The organism is Gilliamella sp. Bif1-4 (assembly GCF_001690535.1).
In the GTDB taxonomy this organism is placed as follows: Bacteria; Pseudomonadota; Gammaproteobacteria; order Enterobacterales; family Orbaceae; genus Gilliamella; species Gilliamella bombi.
Map to the genome: position 1 here is coordinate 230,339 of NZ_LZHC01000010.1, position 21,161 is coordinate 251,499.

Below are 21,161 nucleotides of genomic sequence, written 5' to 3' on the forward strand. Positions count from 1 at the left end.
ATTGTGTAGTTTTTAACTACACCAAAAAATTTTTTTAAGGTAGTATGCATATCTTATGCAAAATAAATTACCATTTACTATTGACCCGATTAAATCGGCACAAAAACGACTTGATTATATTGGATATTATCCACTTCAAGCGGTAAATAGGGTTGATAGCCCAAAAAGTGATATTGAATGTAGTTTGTCTTTTTATTATGATGAACAAAAACTCTGCATTATCAATATTGATGCAAAATTAACGTTAGAACAAACTTGTCAACGTTGTTTTAAACCTTTTGTCACTGAAGTTCATGTGACGAATAAATTTAGTCCTGTTAAGAGCGATGCTCAAGCAGAGACGCTACCGGAACATTATGAACCCGTTTTGATGAACGAGTTTGGTGAAGTAGATATATTAGCGTTACTTGAGGACGAAATTATTCTCTCGTTACCAATTGCGCCGGTACATGATAGTAAACACTGCGAAGTGTCAGAGGCAGATATGGTATTTGGTGAAATTCCTACTGAGAATGAAAAAACAAATCCATTTGCAATTTTAGTTAGTTTAAAGAATAAGGGGTAAATCCATGGCTGTTCAACAGAATCGTAAAACTCGTGCAAAACGTGGTATGCGTCGTTCTCATGATGCATTAACTGTTGCTAATATCTCAGTTGATGAATCAGGTAAAACACATTTGCGTCATCACGTAACCGCTGATGGTTATTATCGTGGTCGTAAAGTGATTTCTAAATAATTATTTAGTAATTAGAAATCCTCAGGTGACATTTTGGATAATCTAACCATTGCGTTAGATACTATGAGCGGGGACTTCGGTCCTCGTGTTGTTGTTCCTGCTGCAATACAAGCACTAAATAATTATCCAACTCTTTCAATCTTTCTGGTAGGGTGTCTAACAGAAATTAATCTTTTTTTGCCTAAAGAAAATGCAAAGTTAATTACCCAATACCAACAAGAAGGTCGATTAATGTTGATGGAATCAACATCAGTAATAGCCAATGATATGAAACCTTCTTATGCAATTCGTCATAGCCAAGGATCTTCTATGAGAATTGCGCTTGAACTAGTTAAAGATAATAAAGCTCAAGCATGTGTAAGTGCTGGTAATACTGGTGCGTTAATGGGGCTGTCAAAACTACTTTTGCATTCATTGACTGGTATAGATCGTCCTGCACTTGTTGCTATAGTTCCTGCATTAAATAATCAAAATACAGTAGTATTGGATTTAGGAGCTAATGCCGAGTGTGATAGTGATATGTTAGTTCAGTTTGCGATCATGGGTGAAATTTTAGCTAAAACTGTACTTAATATTGAACACCCTCGTGTTGCATTACTTAATATTGGTGAAGAAGACATTAAAGGTTTGGATAAAATTCGTGCGGCTTCTGCTATTTTGAAATCAAATAACCAAATTAATTATATCGGTTATTTAGAAGGTAACGAGCTTTTAGCGGGTAAAACCGATGTACTTGTTTGTGATGGTTTTGTGGGTAATGTAACGTTAAAAACAGTAGAAGGCTTAATAAAAATTTTTATGTCTTCTTTTAAATTATCGTTAGGTCATCATTCATTATTATTGAAATTATTGAGTAAATGGCTACAAAGAAAAATTGCAAAAAATTTTGGTTATTTAGATCCCGGACGATATAATGGAGCTTGCTTGCTTGGACTTCGAAGTATTGTGATTAAAAGTCACGGTAGTGCCAATCAAAAATCATTTTATGCAGCAATAGAACAAGCTATTTTGGCTATACAAACAAATATACCTGAGAAGATTGCAACGAGCCTTTCTTCCGCACTACCCAAGAGCGAATAATTAGATGTATACAAAGATATTAGGAACTGGGAGTTATCTTCCAAAACAGATAAGAACTAATGCAGATCTTGAAAAAATGGTTGATACCAGTGATGAATGGATCACAACGCGTACTGGTATTAAAGAAAGACGTATCGCAGGGCCAGATGAAACTGTAACGAGTATGGCTTATGAAGCTGCTATAAATGCAATTGAAATGGCCAATATCGATAAAGAAGAAATCGGTATGATTATTGTTGCAACAGCAACTTCGGTCAATGCATTTCCAAGCAGCGCAACAGAATTACAAGCCAAATTAGGTATTGGTGATGTCGTTGCTTTTGATGTGTCAGCTGCTTGCTCTGGGTTTATTTACGCGCTTGATATTGCCGACAAATATGTTAAAAGTGGTGCAATTAAATATGCTTTAGTTGTTGGTTCTGACATGTTAACCCGTGGTGTTGATCCAAATGATCGAGGCACCATTATCATTTTTGGGGATGGTGCAGGAGCGGTTGTTGTCGGCGCATCAGAAGAACCTGGTATTATTGCTTCGCATCTTCATGCTGATGGTCGTTATGGTGATTTATTAAAATATCCATATGTTGATCGCCGTGATATGCATGATCCTGTTTATATGACAATGCATGGCAATGAAGTGTTTAAAGTGGCAGTTAAAGAGCTGTCTAATTTAGTTGACGAGCTTTTAACTGAGAGCACGCTCAATAAAACAGATTTAGATTGGTTAGTTCCGCATCAAGCTAATTTAAGAATTATTTCTGCAACCGCAAAACGCCTAGATATGGATATGAATAAAGTTATTGTTACATTAGATAAGCAGGGCAATACTTCTGCTGCTTCTGTGCCTTGTGCTTTAGATACTGGTGTAAGAGATGGACGAATTCAACGAGGTCACCTAATTTTATTAGAAGCCTTTGGTGGCGGATTTGTTTGGGGATCTGCACTAGTTAGATTTTAGTTTATGAAGTATTTTTAATGATCAAGGATTTAATAATGACCAAATTTGCAATGGTATTTCCAGGACAAGGCTCTCAAGCTGTCGGTATGTTAAAAGATCTTGCTGATAATTTTCCGATTGTCAAATCAACATTTGATGAAGCTTCTGATGTATTAGGTTATGATTTGTGGGATTTAGTACAAAAAGGTCCAGTAGAAGAACTAAATAAAACATGGCAAACACAGCCAGCGCTACTTGCTTCATCTGTTGCAATATTTAGAGTATGGCAAAGTGTTAATGGTGCTCAACCCGATTTTATGGCAGGTCATAGTTTAGGCGAATATTCTGCTTTAGTTTGTGCAGCCGTGATTGATTTTAAAGATGCAATTAAATTAGTCGAATTACGCGGGAAATTAATGCAAGAAGCCGTGCCAAGTGGCACAGGTGCAATGTATGCTATTATTGGATTAGATAACGAATCAATTAGCAAAGCATGTGAACAAGCAGCTCAAGGGCAGATTGTTGCGCCAGTGAATTTTAATTCACCTGGTCAAGTAGTTATTGCTGGTAATAAGGAAGCTGTTGAACGTGCAGGCTCACTATGTAAAGATGCGGGTGCTAAGCGTGCATTACCGCTTGCTGTTAGCGTGCCATCACATTGTGCGTTAATGAAGCCAGCAGCTGACAAATTAGCGACTACATTAAACGATATTGAATTTAACACACCAAAGTTTGCTGTTATCAATAATGTTGATGTTAAAGTTGAAACGTCTGCAGAAAAAATTAAAACTGCATTAATTGCTCAGCTTTATAATCCTGTACGTTGGACTGAAACTGTTGAATATATGGCAAAACAAGATGTAAAACTTTTACTCGAAATGGGGCCAGGGAAAGTGTTAACGGGATTAACTAAACGTATTGTTGATACACTTTCTGGTCTTGTGGTTAATGATAAAGTATCATTAGAAACGGCATTAGAAAACACAAAGTAAAATGGTAAAAGGGGTAGTTATGAACCTATCAGGAAAAATTGCTTTAGTTACGGGCGCAAGTCGTGGAATTGGTAAAGCAATTGCAGAAAAATTAGTTGCTTGTGGCGCAACTGTTATTGGTACGGCAACAACAGAAAAAGGTGCTGAAGCTATTAGCCATTACTTAGGATCAAATGGTAAAGGTCTTGCGTTAAATGTGACTGATGAAACATCAATTGAGTCGGTTATTGGTGCAATTAAGACTGAATTTGGTGATATTGATATTTTGGTTAATAACGCAGGTATTACTCGTGACAATTTATTAATGCGAATGAAAGAAGACGAATGGCAAGATATTTTGGATACAAATTTAACATCTGTTTTTCGCTTATCTAAAGCATTATTGCGCACAATGATGAAAAAACGCTATGGAAGAATTGTAACCATTGGCTCAGTAGTAGGCACAATGGGAAATGCCGGCCAAGCTAACTATGCGGCAGCTAAAGCTGGATTAATTGGTTTTAGTAAATCATTAGCACGTGAAGTTGCATCACGAGGTATTACTGTAAACGTGGTTGCACCTGGTTTTATTGCAACTGATATGACTAATGCATTAACTGATGAACAAAAATCTTTAACATTAGCACAAGTTCCTGCTGGACGATTAGGTGAACCAGTAGAAATAGCTAATGCAGTAGCATTTTTAGTATCAGATGAAGCATCTTATATTACTGGTGAAACTTTACATGTCAATGGCGGCATGTATATGGTGTAATTGGTTAGAATAGTGTAAAATGAGCCATTATTTTAACGGTTTGAACAAAAAATAAGCAATTGGGTTGGAAAATGATTGGCATCTTTTTCAACATTTTATAAACTTACATTCACCGCCACTTTCGGCGATTTTTATAGGAAAAAAAAGAGTATGAGCACTATTGAAGAGCGAGTTAAGAAAATTATTGTTGAGCAACTTGGTGTAAAAGAGGAAGAAGTTAAAAACGAATCTTCTTTCATTGAAGATCTTGGCGCTGACTCTCTTGATACAGTTGAATTAGTTATGGCTTTAGAGGAAGAATTTGATACTGAAATTCCTGACGAAGAAGCTGAAAAAATTACAACTGTTCAATCTGCAATTGATTATATTACTGCAAATCAATAAGGTTAGTAGAGTTTTTATGATAGGCGGTCAAATGATCGCCTAGTTTGTATTTATATCTTTAATTATTAAATTAAAAACAAGTAGGTATAAATCTTTAGAAAACTCAAAAATAAAATTTTTCAATGATTCAAATTTCATTTCAATCCTTTCCTGGAGGGCAATGTGTCTAAACGCAGAGTTGTTGTTACTGGAATGGGCATGATATCTCCTGTAGGTAATACAGTTGAATCCACTTGGCAAGCTTTGTTAGCTGGGCAAAGTGGTGTTGAACTCATAGAGCACTTTGATACAGCCCCTTTCGCAACGCGCTTCGCAGCGATGGTTAAAAACTTTAATGGCGAAGATTATAATATTTCACGCAAAGATGCACGTAAAATGGATTATTTTATCCAATATGGCATTGCTGCAGGTATGCAGGCAATGCAAGATGCAGGCATTGAAATCACGAATGAAAACGCAGAACGAATCGGTTGTGCTATAGGTTCTGGTATTGGTGGGCTTGGGTTGATTGAAGAAAACCACAGTGCATTAGTAAATGGTGGACCACGCAAAATTAGCCCGTTTTTTGTACCATCAACAATTGTTAATATGATTGCGGGTCACTTATCTATTATTTATGGGTTAAAAGGACCGAGTATTACTATTGCAACAGCTTGTTCTTCAGGTGTTCATAATATAGGTCATGCTGCACGCATGATTGCTTATGGTGATGCTGATGCGATGTTAGCTGGTGGTGGAGAAAAAGCGAGTACTCCATTGGGCATCGGTGGTTTTGGTGCCGCTCGTGCTTTATCAACTAACAACGACAATCCTAAAGCAGCAAGCCGACCTTGGGATAAAGATCGTGATGGTTTTGTGTTGGGGGATGGTGCAGGAATCATGTTCTTAGAAGAATATGAACACGCCAAAAAACGTGGAGCTAAGATTTACGCTGAACTAGTTGGATTCGGTATGAGTGGCGATGCTTATCATATGACTTCGCCTCCAGCCGATGGTAGTGGTGCGGCCTTAGCAATGAAATGTGCACTTCGTGATGCAGGTATTGCTCCAGAACAGGTTGGTTATATTAATGCTCATGGTACATCGACCCCTGCTGGTGATAAGGCTGAAACTCAAGCGGTAAAAAGTATTTTTAAAGAAAATGCTAGTAAAGTGATGGTAAGTTCAACTAAATCTATGATAGGGCATTTATTGGGTGCTGCTGGTGCGGTTGAGTCAATTTTCACTGTCCTTGCATTACGTGATCAAGCTGTTCCACCGACAATTAATCTTAATAATCCTGATGAGGGGTGTGATCTTGATTATGTCCCTCATACAGCGCGTCAGGTTAAAAATTTAGAATATACACTTTGTAACTCTTTTGGTTTTGGCGGAACCAATGGTTCGGTACTATTTAAAAAAATATAATTTTAAATTATTCTCCCATCACAAAAAGTGGTGGGAACTTATTCATCTCTTGTTAATGTGTTGTCAATAATATTCCATTTTTATTAAATAAAAATGTGGTGTATTCCTAATTTTTCAACATTAGATTTGGTAAATTGAATGTTAAAGCTTATTTTATATTCATACCAACAAATATTCTTTCTGTTTGAGTGAAGACGATATGTTCAGTGTATGTTCAAATTTTATTCTTACATATTAGGAACTTTAAATGTGGCGGGTGCTTGCTGCTCATACCATTCATAGTGGCTTTACAGAATTAAAAGCTGCAATCATTATTGACATGATGAAAAAGTAGCGATAGGTATTTTAGCAATGTTAATCGATAGTGATTCAGATATGATTGAAACTGTGTATACTTTCTGTGAATCAGTCAATTTACCAACCACACTGACCGAAATTGGCTTAGCTAATGTCAGTGATGAAAGTCGCTATAAAAGCGAAAATACAGGGGATTACGTCGTAAATAGCTTTGCACTTTTTTAGTATTAATTGTGCTAACTTTAAATGTACTCTGGTTGGTTTTTTACATCGAGAGTTTTTATTTTTTTACATTTTGTTGTAAGTTTGTGTAGTTAAAGAGAATAAGAATATTCTTCTTGCTTGTGTTATAATTCAAAGCTAATTTTATAGCTTCATTTCTGGTAATTATGGCAGATCCGAAATTTATTCATCTTCATTTGCATAGTGATTTCTCTATGATAGATGGAATTGCTAAGGTAAGTGCATTAGTAAATGAAATGAGCAAGTTGCAGATGCCTGCATTTGCAATCACTGATTTTACTAATCTTTGTGGGCTGGTTAAGTTTTACGGCTCAGCAATGTCAAAAGGTATTAAACCCATCATTGGTGCAGATCTCGCTATTAGAAGTTCTCAATTGCCTGATGATATTTATCGTCTAACTCTGTTAGCAGCTAATAATCAGGGATATCAAAATCTTACTTTATTGATTTCTAAAGCCTATCAGCGAGGTTACCTTGGAGATTTGCCTGTTGTTGATAATGAGTGGTTAATTGAGCATAGAGAAGGGTTAATTGTATTAGCTGGACGAGAAAGTGATATTGGTATCGGTATCGTTCGCAATAATCAAACTATTATTGAGCATGCTATTAATTTTTACCTTGAAAATTTTAATGAGCATTTTTATTTTGAGCTAGTACGGACTAAACGAACCAATGAAGAGCTATTTATTCATAGTGCAGTAAAATTGGCTGAACAGTATCTGTTACCCGTGGTTGCTTCTAATGATGTTCGCTTTTTAAAATCTTCAGATTTTGAGGCTCACGAAATTCGTGTCGCTATTCATGATGGGAATACACTTGAAGATCCTTCCCGACCTAAAAATTACTCAGCGGAGCAATATTTACGATCTGAACAGGAAATGTGTGAACTATTCTCCGATATACCAGAAGCGCTTGAAAATAGTGTTGAAATAGCAAAACGCTGTAATGTAACCATCCGGTTAGGTGAATATTTTTTACCTAAATTTCCTACTGGTGATATGTCGACCGAAGATTTCTTGGTGCATAAATCGCGTGAAGGTTTAGAAGAAAGACTTGAGTTTTTATTTCCTAATCCTGAAGTTAGAAAGCAAAGAAGACTTGAATATGATAAGCGTTTAGAAACAGAATTAACGGTTATTAATCAGATGGGTTTTCCTGGATACTTTCTAATTGTTATGGAATTTATTCAATGGTCGAAAGATAATGATATTCCCGTGGGACCTGGGCGTGGTTCAGGTGCGGGTTCGCTAGTTGCGTATGCTTTAAAAATTACCGATTTAGACCCATTGGCGTTTGACTTACTTTTTGAACGATTTTTGAATCCAGAACGTGTTTCAATGCCTGATTTTGATGTCGACTTTTGTATGGAAAAGCGAGATCTAGTAATTGATCATGTTGCTGATATGTATGGTCGTGATGCGGTCTCTCAAATTATTACTTTTGGAACTATGGCGGCTAAAGCAGTAATCAGGGATGTTGGCCGAGTACTTGGACATCCTTATGGTTTTGTTGATCGAATTTCCAAATTAATTCCCTTAGATCCGGGAATGACATTGGCTAAAGCTTTTGAAGTTGAGCCTCAACTTCAGGAGTTATACGATAATAATGAAGAAATTAAATCATTAATTGATATCGCACGTCAATTAGAAGGCGTAACTAGAAATGCAGGTAAGCATGCTGGTGGCGTTGTAATTTCACCAACTAAGATTACAGATTTTTCGCCAATTTATTGTGATCCAGAAGGAAATCACCCAGTAACCCAGTTTGATAAAAATGATGTTGAATATGCAGGCCTTGTAAAATTTGACTTTTTAGGATTAAGAACATTAACTATTATTGATTGGGCAATCAAAATGATTAATGAACGTCAGTTAAGAGAAGGCAATAACCCCATCGATATTACTCGAATTCCTCTCAATGATCAGCCGTCATTTGATTTGTTATTGAAAGCTGAAACAACAGCTGTGTTCCAGCTTGAATCTCGAGGTATGAAAGACTTAATAAGGCGATTAAAACCTGACTGTTTTGAGGATATGATCGCTTTAGTTGCCTTATTTAGACCAGGTCCGTTACAATCAGGTATGGTAGACAACTTTATTGACCGTAAACATGGCAGAGAAGAAGTGTCCTATCCTGATATTAAATATCAACATGAATCATTAAAACCTATCTTAGAACCAACATACGGTATTATTTTATACCAAGAACAAGTTATGCAAATTGCTCAGACTTTGTCGGGTTATACATTAGGTGGTGCGGATTTATTACGCAGAGCTATGGGGAAGAAAAAACCTGAGGAAATGGCAAAGCAACGATCTGTTTTTAAAGAAGGTGCAGAAAAACAAGGTATCGATGGTGAGCTTTCCATGCGAATTTTTGATTTAGTGGAAAAATTTGCCGGTTATGGTTTTAATAAATCTCATTCAGCAGCTTATGCGCTTGTTTCTTATCAAACATTATGGTTAAAAACTCATTATCCAGCAGAATTTATGGCTGCAGTTATGACTGCCGATATGGATAATACTGATAAAATTGTCGGTTTGGTTGATGAATGCTTACGGATGGGATTAAAGGTTAACCCACCAGATATCAATAGTGGCCTTTATCACTTTCATGTGAATGATAAAGGTGAGATTGTTTACGGGATTGGGGCTATAAAGGGTGTCGGCGAAGGGCCTATTGAGGCAATTGTTGAAGCACGTAATAGTGGTGGATATTTTAAAAATATATTCGAACTTTGTGCTCGAACAGATATGAAAAAGATCAACCGTCGTGTACTTGAAAAACTTACTATGGCAGGGGCATTTGATAAATTAGGCCCTCATAGAGCGGCTATTTTGCATAGTATTAATGATGCAATGCAGGCCGCGGATCAATATTCAAAAGCTCAAGATATTGGTCAAGAAGATATGTTTGGAGTCTTAGCTGAAGAACCTGAACAAGTTGAGCATGCTTATGCTGCGGTACCTAAATTACCTGATCAAGTTTTGCTTGAAGGCGAACGTGAAGCTTTAGGGCTTTATTTAACAGGGCATCCTGTAACGCAATATTTAAAAGAATTAAATCGTTATACAGGTGGATTGCGAATTAGTGAAGCATCTCCGACAGGTTGGGGAAAAACGGTCACTTTTGCTGGTATTGTTACTGATGCTAGGACTCGAATTACTAAAAAAGGTAAAAAAATTGGTTTGTTTACTTTAGATGACCGTTCAGGCCGTATTGATGGTATGCTTTTTGCGGAGTCTTTGGAAAATTTTGGACATTTACTCATAAAAGATAAGATTTTAATTGTTACAGGTCAAGTTAGTAATGATGATTTTAATGGTGGTTTTAAAATGTCCGTACGTGATATCGTTGATCTAAAAGATGCTCGAGCTAAATATGTAAAAGGACTGTCCATTACATTAACTGAAAGCGAAACAAATCAAACAATATTGCAGCGTTTACAACAACTTTTAGAACCTTATCGCCATGGTAGTGTGCCTGTCAGCTTATATTATCACCGGGATGATTCGGTTGTTAGGATTCAATTTGGTACGACATGGAGAGTTATTCCAGAGGACGCTCTGATTGTTGAATTAAAGACACTTATTGGCATTGATCGTATTGAATTTGAGTTTGAATAAGAAAATAAATTTATTAAATAATGCTACTTTAATTAAATGCAAGTGGTATAACATTTTGAATAGTTGAAGTCTAATAATATAAATTTAGGTGACTTCAATGAGTATTACATAGTAGAATTGGGTTAATTATATTTTAAGAATTAGCCAGTATACAGTATTAGATGTGTATTTTTTAAAATACCAAATAAATTAAGAGGCAATTACTAGCGTTATGAACAATTTTTTGGAATTTGAAAAGCCGATAGCGGAATTAGAAGCAAAAATTAATTCCTTAAAGAATATTGATTCGCAACAAGTTGAATTAGATATTAATTTAGATAAAGAGATTAAGCAATTACATAAAAAAAGCCGTGAATTAACAAAAAAAATATTTGCTAATTTAACTCCTTGGGAAATTGCGCAATTAGCTAGACACCCAAATCGTCCTTATACATTGGATTATCTGAAAGAAATTTTTACTGACTTTGATGAATTAGCTGGCGATAGAGCCTATGCCGATGACAAAGCAATTGTTGGTGGAATAGCTCGTATTGATGGAAGATCTGTGGTGGTTATTGGGCATCAAAAAGGTCGAGAAACAAAACAGAAAATTTACCGAAACTTTGGTATGCCCGCTCCAGAGGGGTATCGTAAAGCTTTACGATTAATGCAATTAGCGGAGCGTTTTAAATTACCAATTATTACTTTTATTGATACCCCAGGCGCTTATCCTGGTATTGGTGCCGAAGAGCGAGGCCAAGCAGAAGCTATTGCGCGTAATTTAAGAGAGATGTCACGTCTTAAAGTACCAACTATTTGTACAGTAATTGGAGAGGGAGGCTCTGGGGGTGCTCTTGCTATTGGGGTTGCAGATAAAGTTAATATGCTTCAATATAGTACTTACTCTGTCATATCGCCAGAAGGTTGTGCTTCGATTTTATGGAAAAGTGCCGATAAAGCACCAGTTGCAGCTGAAGCTATGAACATGACTGCAGATAAATTACTAAAATTGAATCTTATTGATTCAATTATACCTGAGCCACTGGGTGGTGCCCATCGTGATTATGCTGTCGTATCTGCTTCACTCAAAACACAATTACTTAGTGATCTTGATGAACTTGAAAATATGCAATTATCAGTATTACTAGAAAGAAGATTTCAACGTTTGATGAATTATGGTTACGTAAGGTAATTTTAAATTTGGAATATTGTAATGAAAAAATCGACAGGTTTACTACGTATCCTTAAAGCAGCAAAATATTCTTTAAAAGGCTTAAAATCGGCGATCAAACATGAAGCAGCATTTCGCCAAGAGTTAATTCTATTAGTTGTGGCTTATATTGTTGTAATGCTAATTGATTTCTCTATTTATGAACGTATTTTGCTACTTGGTTCAATTGGAGTGGTGATGATTACTGAGTTAATAAATAGTGCAATTGAGTGTGTAGTTGATCGTATTGGCTCTGAAAGGCATGATTTATCTGGCCGAGCAAAGGATTACGGCTCGGCGGCTGTATTTTTGTCGTTATTATTGACTATTATTTTGTGGATTTATCTATTTTCTTGTCATTTTTCATCATGATTTTTTATTTAAACACAGGTTTTCCTGAAAGTTCTTGACAATAGTTTAATCGCAAAAAAACTATTCTTAAACTAGAAGCGGATTGGTTTTCCAATAAAAATATTATTATAATTACGCTGGAAACTAAAAATAACAACGCTTTTGTAGGGAAATACTGGGTTATTTACACTTTATGATTAAAATAATCCTCTAAAAACTTATAAGGCGTTTTTCCCGAAATCGCTTTATGGGGTTTAACTGTATTATAATAGTTAATAAATCTTTTAATCTTCTGTTTTTTATAATTTTAATGGCTAAATATTTACTGACTATTCTACATTTCCATTAAAGTTCGTATCACTCTTTTGAGCTTTCCCATTGTTTGTGGACAGTCTGGTTTCGTGAATTCTTGATGGATACGATGGTTATTACACGTTTTAACAAACAGATGTTCACCTGTTCCTTGATATTCACGTCCGTTTTGGAATAAATACATTCAATGATATAAGAACATTGGGTTAACACATTGTTTGTATAAATAATGCTGAGCTAAATCGGGATTTATTGGAGGGTAAATGCCTGCATAAAGCTCTCGTGAAAAATCATCAATACCAACAAATAAATACTCTCGTATTTTTTATTTGGTTTTGTTTTTAAGTAAAGATAAACGTTTAGTATCAACGTGTAGCATTTCACCTAGATAGGTTTTATTACAGCGTTTAGCTTGTCGCCTTAATTTATCTTCAATGGACTTTTCGACTTTAACCAGACATTTAATTCCTATATGTAAATGATGCAACTATTGGTTATCAATTAGAGATTAAGTTAGTTGTATAGATTGAATTACCATGTCTTTATTAATGCCATCTATTACTTCAGCATGACCAATTTTGGTTGGTATAACAAGCCTTAATTGTCCAGATAATACTTTTTTGTCTCGTAACATATGTGGCAGATAAGATTCAATTGGCATTTTTTCCGGTCTGTTAACAGGTAGTTTAGCGCGTATTAACAAGTTTTTAATTCGATCAATATCTGCTTGTGCTAATTTGCCAAGTAATTTGGATGTTTGTGCAGCCATTAGCATACCAACACTGACAGCTTCACCATGTAGCCAGTTTCCATATCCTAATTCCGCTTCTATGGCATGACCATAAGTATGACCAAGATTTAATATTGCGCGCATGTTTTGTTCTGTTTCGTCAGCGGCAACCACTTGTGCTTTGAGTTCACAGCAATGGTAAATACAGTAGCTTAATGCATTAACATCTAGGTTTAGTAAATCGTTGATGTGTTTTTCTAACCAATCAAAAAATTTAGTATCTAAAATAATGCCGTATTTTATAACTTCGGCAAGTCCTGCCGAAAGCTCTCTTTGTGGTAATGTTTTTAAACAACTGAGATCAATCACTACCGATTGTGGTTGATAAAATGCACCAATCATATTTTTACCCAGTGGGTGATTAATCGCTGTTTTACCTCCTACCGAGGAATCAACCTGTGATAATAGCGTTGTCGGCACTTGAATAAACTTAATTCCACGTTGATAAGCTGAAGCGGCAAATCCTGCAATGTCACCAATCACACCTCCACCTAGTGCTATAAGTATACTACTGCGAGTATGATTGTTTGCCAGTAACGTTGTCAAAATGCTATTCCATGTTTCCATGGTCTTATATTTTTCACCATCAGGAACAACAACTGAATCGGTTTTTACACCATGCTTTTCAAGCATATCAATTAGTGTTTGTAAATAAAGTGGGGCTATGGTTTCATTGGTCGCAATGAGTATGCGTTGTCCTGCTTGGAGTTTAAAATGTTGAAATTCACTTAGTAGATTTTCACCAATTGTGATTGGATAACTGCGTTTAGCTAGCGCTACATTTAATGTTTTTTGCATATTAATTTCCAGACAAGTCAAAGTGGATTTATTGTTGCATGTTAGCGATAAAAAAGTGGCAGTGCAACTTAGAATCATTTAAACTTATTGATAATCTTGATTTGTGATATTAAATTTTATATGTCTTTATCTATTGTTTTAGCACAAAAAAATTGGTGTGTGGGCGACATTGAAGGGAACGTTCAGCAGATTATTGAATTGATAAATAGCCACTCCTCCGATGATCTCATTATTTTTTCAGAACTTGCTTTATGCGGTTATCCACCTGAAGATTTAATTTTTCGTTCTGATTTTAAAGCTCGTTGCCAAAAAGCATTATCGTTGATTCAACAAGTGAGTCGGCACTGTGCAGTTATTGTTGGACATCCACATTGGCAAGATCAAAATATTTATAATGCTCTTTCATTTTTTCATGATGGCGAATTGTTAGCTCGCTATCATAAACAGCGATTACCTAATTATGATGTATTTGATGAAAAGCGTTACTTTACGGCTGACAATCAAACTTGCGTAGTTGATTTTAAAGGTAAAAGGATTGGTTTACTAATTTGTGAAGATCTTTGGCAATTTGAACCAGTTGATAATATCCATAAGGCTCAGGCTGATTTTGTTGTGGCTATTAACGCTTCGCCTTATGACTGCGACAAGCAGAAAAATCGTCGAGAGTTAGTTAAACAGCATGTTAAACGAACAGGTTTACCTTTCATTTATGTTAATCAAGTGGGTGGTCAAGACGAGCTGGTGTTTGATGGCGGATCATTTGTTTGTAATGAGCTTGGTGAAATTGTTTGTCAGCTAAAATCATTTGAGGAGCAAGTTTCTTCTTTTGAATATGGTGTAAATCATCAGGCGATAATTGATAATAATGAAAATGATCAATTAGCTTCAGTTTATGATGCATTGGTACTTGCGACTCGCGATTATGTTACTAAAAATGGTTTTCAAGGTGCAGTATTAGGGCTGTCTGGAGGGATTGATTCAGCTTTAACCCTTGCTATTGCAGTTGATGCGCTAGGGAAAGATAAAGTTCAGGCAGTGATGATGCCATTTCGTTATACTGCCGATATTAGTATTGCTGATGCCAAAGAAGAAGCTGAAATATTAGGGGTTGAATTTGATATTGTTTCAATTGAGCCCATGTTTGATGCGTTTATGACATCCTTAAGTCCAATGTTTGTTGGTACGCCAAAAGATACTACTGAAGAAAATCTTCAAGCACGTTGTCGTGGTGTTGTTTTAATGGCACTATCAAATAAACGGCGCAGACTAGTGCTAACAACGGGTAATAAAAGTGAAATGTCAGTAGGTTATGCAACTCTTTATGGCGATATGGCTGGTGGGTTTGATGTTCTGAAAGATGTGCCTAAAACCATGGTTTTTGCATTGTCAAAATATCGGAATACTCGTTCTTATGTTATTCCTGAAAGAGTGATCACTCGCCCTCCATCAGCAGAGTTGGCCCCAGATCAAAAAGATGAAGACAGTTTACCGCCTTATGATATTTTAGATGGGATTTTGAAAGGTTATGTCGAACTTGATCTTTCCGTTGAACAACTTATTGCACAAGGTTATGATGAAGCAACTGTAAGGCGTGTTATTAAATTGGTTGATATAAATGAATATAAACGTCGCCAATCTGCGGTTGGTCCGAAAATAACAGCTCGTAACTTTGGCAAAGGTCGCCGTTATCCTATCACTTCTGCTTTTGGATTTAAAAATTGGTGATATTGAATTAAAGGTAAATTAAATATGAAAAAAATTGAAGCTATTATTAAACCATTTAAATTAGATGATATTCGAGAGGCACTTGCTGATCAAGGTATTACTGGTATGACAGTTACTGAAGTTAAAGGTTTTGGTCGTCAAAAAGGGCATACAGAACTTTATCGCGGTGCGGAATATATGGTTGATTTTTTGCCGAAGGTGAAAATTGAACTTATTGTGTCTGATGATATTTTAGAAATGTGTATCGAGACTATTATGAAAACAGCACAAACAGGAAAAATTGGTGATGGCAAAATTTTTGTTTATAACGTTGAACAAGTCATTCGTATTCGAACAGGCGAAATGGATGAATCTGCGATTTAGTTTAAATTACTGAATGTCAGGTCGTTCTTGTTTGAGAAGCTCAGAAGTCACAATACCTTGAATAGAACAAATAAGAAGGTTCATATTTGGGCTTTTTTCAAGTAATAGTAGTTTTTCGGTGGTATCTGGAGCAGGAATGGTTTTAACACCGACAACAGTTCCGGTATTTTTATGCCAAGTTTGGAGATCGTCATTAATATTACGAATCTTTGGATTTGCGATATACAGTAGGTTATCTTCCATATTTTTCCAATCAACAAAATTCAAAGCGTCTTTAATTTGATTTATATCATTATCGATTATAAATCCCCAGAAATAATATTTTCCCATTTTGCCAAGATCCATGGCACTATCATAATAGCCAATGATTGTTAGATTTTTATAAGTCATAGGAGTTTTGAAATAAACGTAGTTTTTAGTTATATCAGAGCGATTTTCAATAACAATATTGGCTTGATTTTTATTAAAAACTTTTATATTAGTATATTTTTCTAGTTCATTTTTATTGCTATAAACTTCTTTAAAAAAATCAGAGTTGCAAAGCATTAACGAATCAATCAATGGCACTTTATCGGCTGATGCGATAAAAGAATAAAATATAAAAAATAGAGTAATGATGTTTTTTATCATATTGATTCGATTAGGCAAAATTTAGGTACCAAAATTAATTACCCCGTGATTGTATAATTATTACGGCAGAATAACAATGTTAAAGCTATTTTCTTTTTTTCTAACTATTTAGCTTTGTCTTTCTTTGCTAAAACTCTTTACAAAAATTAATTTAATTTCACAAAAATATAATTTATCAAGTAATAATGTATTTTATGTTTATATATGGAATGCAGATCGCATATTTATGTATTAATTTAGAAATAGTTTGAATATAAAATAACTATAATTTAGATTAACTAGTAAGTTACTTCAGTTACTCAATAAAGTTTAGATGGAAATTAATTATGTGCTCAACATTTGCAAATCGAATTTTAACAGAGCTTTCTGACGTTGAAGATATTTCAATTAAAACGTTTTTTGGAGGATTTAGTGTTAATAGTAAAGATATAATGTTTGGTTGGGTTACCCAAAAAAGCTTTTATTTAAGAGGGCATCCAGATTATCGTTCACTTTTTATTGATTTGGGTATGCAGCCATTAAGTATAACGACAGGCATGTCTACTAAATTGCTTGATTATTATAAGGTAGGTAATGAACTTTTTAAGGATCATGAAAAACTGTTTTCTATGGTACAGATGGTGATAAAGTATACTAAAAAAGAGCAATATGAAAAAAACGAAATCAAAGCAAAGCGGATAAAAGAGTTGCCAAATATGACTTTGTCGTTAGAAAGGTTATTGTGTAGTGTTGGAATTAAAGATGTTGATACCTTTCAAAAGGTAGGTTATTTGAACGCATATTATAAAATAAAACAAAAAAAAGAAGCCATTTCCATTAATATATTGTTTGTTTTATATAGTTCTTTACATCGTTTTCATGTTGCAACTTTGTCCAAGGAGACTAAAAAAGAAATTGAACTCGAATATCAATGTTTTTTAAACCAGATGGATAATGACTCATATAAAGAATAATTTTGACTGGCTATGTTGATCAAAGTACTTATAATAATATCACCATAATAATAACAGTTATCTAAAAATGCTTTACGATGAAGTATAATTACATTTTTAGATAATTTTTTATGGTTGATATTATTTATATTTTCTATCTACTATTTAGTTTAGTCAATTTGATGGTTTTCTACGTGGTGGACGTCTAAATGGTTTGGGATGAGGCAAATCAACCAGTAGCGCAGAAGGATCATATTGACTAACAGGAATAGCATGATCAATTGCTTTTTCAATAGCAGGTAAATTTTGTGAATAACGTTCACAGGCTAATGAAATTGAGTAACCTCCAGCTCCTGCACGCCCTGTTCTTCCAATTCGATGACGATAATCATCACAATCATCAGGCAGATCATAATTAAAAACGTGAGTAACATTAGGTATATGTAATCCTCTGGCTGCGACATCGGTAGCAACTAAAATATCAAGATGACCTTGGGTAAATTGTTCTAAAATTGATAAACGTTTTTTCTGAGCAATATCACCAGTTAATAATCCAACACGATGACCATCAGCGATAAGGTGCCGCCAAATCTTTTCGCAAGTTACTTTGGTATTAGCAAACACAATGCAACGATCAGGCCATTCTTCCTCAATTAGTGTTTGTAAAAGTGCTAATTTATCTTCGTTAGAAGGGAAAAATAGTTCTTCTTTAATGCGATGCCCAATTTTTTGTTCTGGTTCAACTTCAATATACTGAGGATTATTCATATGCTCAAAGGCTAATTCGCGCACGTTGTGCGTTAATGTTGCAGAAAACAACATGGTTAATCTTTTTTGTGGTGGTGTCATATGTTTGAAAACCCAACGTATGTCACGGATAAATCCTAAATCAAACATGCGATCGGCTTCGTCTAATACGACAACTTGAATTGCGTCTAAATTAATATAATTTTGCTTCGCATAATCAATCAATCGCCCTGTTGTTGCAATTAAAATATCGACCCCTGTGGAAAGCATTTTTAATTGTTTATCATAGCCATCACCACCAAAAGCTAATCCTAATTTTAAACCTGTTTCTTCAGATAGTCGTTCAGCGTCATGATATATTTGTACAACTAATTCGCGTGTAGGGGCAATAATTATTGCTCTTGGTTGATTTATTTTGTGGTCAGGCAAAGGCTCATGATTCAACAAGTGATTAAATGTTGATGCTAAAAAGGCCATGGTTTTGCCTGTTCCTGTTTGTCCTTGCCCAGCAATATCCATTCCGTTAGTGGTTAGAGGTAATGTCTTTTCTTGAATTGGTGTGCAATAAACAAATCCTTTTTTTTCAAGTGCTTTTAACACTGATGGATGAAGAGGAAATTGGTTAAAAGTTGTTTTGGTAAGATATGATTGAATCATTATTGTTGGAATATAATTATCAGAATTATGAGATTATAACACACTAAATACAGTGACATCACTAATAATTATATCCTATTATACTAATTGCTAGTAGAGAAATTTAAAGTAATCTATTATGGTAAAAGGTAAAAATGTAGGAGACAGAAATGAATGATAATATCGTTCAGTTATCAGAAGCAACTTTCGATAAAGTAGTTAATGAATCATCGAGACCAGTACTCGTTGATTTTTGGGCTTCATGGTGTGGACCTTGTAAAATGGTTGCTCCGATTTTGGAAGAAATAGCTCAAGAATATAGCGATAAGATAGTTATTGCCAAATTGAATATTGAAGAAAATCCCAATATAGCACCTAAATTTGGTATTCGAGGTATTCCTACTTTATTGATTTTCAAAAATGGACAAGTAGCTGCCACTCAAGTAGGAGCTTTATCTAAATCTCAACTTAGAGATTTTATTGATCCTCAATTATAATAGGTACTTTATATTTTTATAAAATGGTTAATAGAGTAATGAATTTTACATTACTCTCTTGTTTATCTTTTTAATTTTACTAGATTTAGTAATTTATAATAGTTATATTCAATTAAATATAGACAAATTAATGATTTTAGTGTAATCTGTGCCTCTCTTACATACATCCCTTTCTGCAACTCATTGTTTTTATTGGTAAAGTGGTGAAATTCTATATTTAAATGTTTAATTATCATCAGAAGCTTAGCAATCGATTGAATTTAAGTGTTGTAAGAGAGCTTTTTTATAAGCAAATTAAACAAATATACAAAAATAATATTAAATTGCAAACATATCAATTTTATCCTCAAGAATTTTTAACATTATGAATTTAACTGAATTAAAAAACACTTCTGTTTCCGAGCTTGTAGCGCTTGGAGAAAAAAAGATGGGGCTTGAAAATCTTGCCCGACTTAGAAAACAAGACATTATTTTTGCAATCTTAAAACAACATGCCAAAAGTGGTGAAGATATTTTTGGTGATGGCGTACTGGAAATTTTGCAAGATGGATTTGGCTTTTTGCGTTCAGCCGATAGCTCTTATTTAGCTGGTCCTGATGATATTTATGTATCACCAAGTCAGATTCGACGATTTAATTTAAGGACTGGTGATACCATTGCAGGTAAAATCCGTCCACCAAAAGAAGGTGAACGATATTTTGCTTTGTTAAAAGTAAACGAAGTAAATCACGATAAACCAGAAGATGCCCGCAATAAAATTCTTTTCGAAAACTTAACTCCACTTCATCCAAATTCTCGTTTACGAATGGAACGAGGTAACGGTTCTACCGAAGATATCACTGCAAGAGTTCTTGATTTAGCATCACCAATTGGTAAAGGTCAACGTGGTTTGATTGTTGCACCGCCAAAAGCGGGTAAAACAATGCTTTTACAAAATATTGCACAAAGCTTAGCGGTTAATCATCCTGAATGCGAGTTAGTTGTATTAATGATTGATGAGCGACCAGAAGAAGTGACCGAAATGCAGCGTCTAGTTAAAGGCGAGGTTGTTGCTTCGACATTCGATGAACCAGCAGCAAGACACGTTCAAGTTGCTGAAATGGTTATTGAACGCGCAAAACGTTTGGTTGAACATAAAAAAGATGTGATTATTTTATTAGATTCAATCACACGTTTGGCTCGTGCATATAATACGGTTGTTCCGTCATCGGGTAAAGTATTAACAGGTGGTGTCGATGCGAATGCATTACATCGCCCAAAACGCTTTTTTGGTGCGGCTCGTAATGTAGAGGAAGGCGGTAGTTTAACAATTATTGCAACGGCATTGATTGATACTGGCTCTAAAATGGATGAGGTTATCTATGAAGAGTTTAAAGGTACCGGTAATATGGAAGTCCATTTATCTCGTAAAATTGCTGAACGTCGTGTGTTCCCAGCTATTGACTTTAATCGTTCTGGTACACGTAAAGAAGATCTAATGACTTCGCCTGATGAACTACAAAAAATGTGGATTTTACGCAAAATTCTTAACCCAATGGGTGATACTGATGCAATGGAGTTTTTGATCGACAAACTTGCCATGACTAAAACTAATGATGAGTTTTTCGAAATGATGAAACGTTCATGATTTATTCAGTTGATAGTAAATATCATTAAAGTCATGAAAAAGAGTCGTATTGTATTCTGATACGGCTTTTTATGGCAAAATATAGCGTAATTTATAAAACTTAATTA

Annotated in this window: 21 protein-coding genes; 17 read left to right on the forward strand and 4 right to left on the reverse strand. The window is 35.0% G+C overall.

All coding sequences use genetic code 11. The annotated features are described in order from the left end of the window. Nucleotides 1-55 precede the first annotated feature (55 nt). The 12 genes from yceD to A9G25_RS01660 all read left to right on the forward strand — a co-directional run bounded on the left by yceD (nt 56) and on the right by A9G25_RS01660 (nt 12,018). Nucleotides 56-565, forward strand: coding sequence for a 23S rRNA accumulation protein YceD (yceD, locus tag A9G25_RS01610; RefSeq protein ID WP_065561382.1), 510 nt, complete (start codon nt 56-58; stop codon nt 563-565). A 4-nt stretch (nt 566-569) separates the two neighbouring features. Continuing rightward, nucleotides 570-737 carry a 50S ribosomal protein L32 gene (gene rpmF / locus A9G25_RS01615; RefSeq protein ID WP_025316508.1) on the forward strand — a complete coding sequence of 56 codons (168 nt, stop codon included), beginning with the start codon at nt 570-572 and terminating at the stop codon, nt 735-737. A 33-nt stretch (nt 738-770) separates the two neighbouring features. After that, nucleotides 771-1,817, forward strand: a complete 1,047-nt coding sequence (plsX, locus tag A9G25_RS01620; protein ID WP_065625448.1) for a phosphate acyltransferase PlsX — start codon at nt 771-773, stop codon at nt 1,815-1,817. Nucleotides 1,818-1,821: 4 nt separating this feature from the next. Next, on the forward strand, nt 1,822-2,775 hold the full coding sequence (locus tag A9G25_RS01625; RefSeq protein WP_065625449.1) for a beta-ketoacyl-ACP synthase III: 954 nt from the start codon (nt 1,822-1,824) through the stop codon (nt 2,773-2,775). Between the two features lie 35 nt (nt 2,776-2,810). Then, complete coding sequence (gene fabD, locus A9G25_RS01630; RefSeq protein ID WP_065625450.1) at nt 2,811-3,746, forward strand: ACP S-malonyltransferase; 936 nt, start codon at nt 2,811-2,813, stop codon at nt 3,744-3,746. 19 nt (nt 3,747-3,765) lie between these two features. After that, the gene (gene fabG / locus A9G25_RS01635) at nt 3,766-4,500 is read left to right on the forward strand and encodes a 3-oxoacyl-ACP reductase FabG (protein ID WP_065625451.1); all 735 of its coding nucleotides are present in this window, start codon (nt 3,766-3,768) and stop codon (nt 4,498-4,500) included. 150 nt (nt 4,501-4,650) lie between these two features. Further along, nucleotides 4,651-4,884, forward strand: coding sequence for an acyl carrier protein (acpP, locus tag A9G25_RS01640; RefSeq protein ID WP_034910452.1), 234 nt, complete (start codon nt 4,651-4,653; stop codon nt 4,882-4,884). 162 nt (nt 4,885-5,046) lie between these two features. Then, nucleotides 5,047-6,291 carry a beta-ketoacyl-ACP synthase II gene (fabF, locus tag A9G25_RS01645; RefSeq protein ID WP_065625452.1) on the forward strand — a complete coding sequence of 415 codons (1,245 nt, stop codon included), beginning with the start codon at nt 5,047-5,049 and terminating at the stop codon, nt 6,289-6,291. A 351-nt stretch (nt 6,292-6,642) separates the two neighbouring features. Then, a complete protein-coding gene (locus A9G25_RS12730) occupies nt 6,643-6,813 on the forward strand; it encodes a hypothetical protein (protein ID WP_176701052.1) in 171 nt (56 codons plus the stop codon). 164 nt (nt 6,814-6,977) lie between these two features. Continuing rightward, nucleotides 6,978-10,457 (forward strand): DNA polymerase III subunit alpha, encoded by a 3,480-nt coding sequence (dnaE, locus tag A9G25_RS01650; protein WP_065625453.1) that lies wholly within the window; start codon nt 6,978-6,980, stop codon nt 10,455-10,457. Between the two features lie 211 nt (nt 10,458-10,668). Next, on the forward strand, nt 10,669-11,628 hold the full coding sequence (accA, locus tag A9G25_RS01655; protein ID WP_065625454.1) for an acetyl-CoA carboxylase carboxyl transferase subunit alpha: 960 nt from the start codon (nt 10,669-10,671) through the stop codon (nt 11,626-11,628). A 21-nt stretch (nt 11,629-11,649) separates the two neighbouring features. Beyond that, on the forward strand, nt 11,650-12,018 hold the full coding sequence (locus A9G25_RS01660; protein ID WP_065625455.1) for a diacylglycerol kinase: 369 nt from the start codon (nt 11,650-11,652) through the stop codon (nt 12,016-12,018). A gap of 616 nt (nt 12,019-12,634) precedes the next feature. Here the strand turns inward: A9G25_RS01660 and A9G25_RS12735 are convergent. Further along, entirely contained in the window at nt 12,635-12,796 is a 162-nt protein-coding gene (locus tag A9G25_RS12735; RefSeq protein WP_176701053.1) for a hypothetical protein, read from the reverse strand. A 21-nt stretch (nt 12,797-12,817) separates the two neighbouring features. Next, a complete protein-coding gene (gene aroB / locus A9G25_RS01665; protein ID WP_065625456.1) occupies nt 12,818-13,897 on the reverse strand; it encodes a 3-dehydroquinate synthase in 1,080 nt (359 codons plus the stop codon). A 120-nt stretch (nt 13,898-14,017) separates the two neighbouring features. Between aroB and A9G25_RS01670 the strand changes: the two genes are divergently transcribed. Next, the gene (locus tag A9G25_RS01670) at nt 14,018-15,622 is read left to right on the forward strand and encodes an NAD+ synthase (protein WP_065625492.1); all 1,605 of its coding nucleotides are present in this window, start codon (nt 14,018-14,020) and stop codon (nt 15,620-15,622) included. Between the two features lie 24 nt (nt 15,623-15,646). Beyond that, nucleotides 15,647-15,985 (forward strand): nitrogen regulatory protein P-II, encoded by a 339-nt coding sequence (gene glnB, locus A9G25_RS01675; protein ID WP_034910467.1) that lies wholly within the window; start codon nt 15,647-15,649, stop codon nt 15,983-15,985. Nucleotides 15,986-15,991: 6 nt separating this feature from the next. Here glnB and A9G25_RS01680 read toward each other — a convergent pair whose 3' ends face one another. Continuing rightward, nucleotides 15,992-16,615, reverse strand: coding sequence for a hypothetical protein (locus A9G25_RS01680; protein WP_051634156.1), 624 nt, complete (start codon nt 16,613-16,615; stop codon nt 15,992-15,994). A gap of 326 nt (nt 16,616-16,941) precedes the next feature. Here A9G25_RS01680 and A9G25_RS01685 point away from each other — a divergent pair, with 326 nt between their 5' ends. Further along, nucleotides 16,942-17,568: a TfoX/Sxy family DNA transformation protein gene (locus A9G25_RS01685; RefSeq protein WP_034910468.1), complete on the forward strand. Its 627-nt coding sequence runs from the start codon at nt 16,942-16,944 to the stop codon at nt 17,566-17,568. A gap of 153 nt (nt 17,569-17,721) precedes the next feature. On the opposite strand, the gene rhlB is transcribed toward A9G25_RS01685, so the two are convergent. Then, nucleotides 17,722-18,951, reverse strand: coding sequence for an ATP-dependent RNA helicase RhlB (gene rhlB / locus A9G25_RS01690; RefSeq protein ID WP_065625457.1), 1,230 nt, complete (start codon nt 18,949-18,951; stop codon nt 17,722-17,724). Nucleotides 18,952-19,100: 149 nt separating this feature from the next. Between rhlB and trxA the strand changes: the two genes are divergently transcribed. Both trxA and rho read left to right on the forward strand, forming a co-directional pair. Next, on the forward strand, nt 19,101-19,427 hold the full coding sequence (gene trxA, locus A9G25_RS01695) for a thioredoxin TrxA (protein WP_065625458.1): 327 nt from the start codon (nt 19,101-19,103) through the stop codon (nt 19,425-19,427). A gap of 364 nt (nt 19,428-19,791) precedes the next feature. Beyond that, the gene (gene rho / locus A9G25_RS01700; RefSeq protein ID WP_065625459.1) at nt 19,792-21,054 is read left to right on the forward strand and encodes a transcription termination factor Rho; all 1,263 of its coding nucleotides are present in this window, start codon (nt 19,792-19,794) and stop codon (nt 21,052-21,054) included. Nucleotides 21,055-21,161 lie beyond the last annotated feature (107 nt).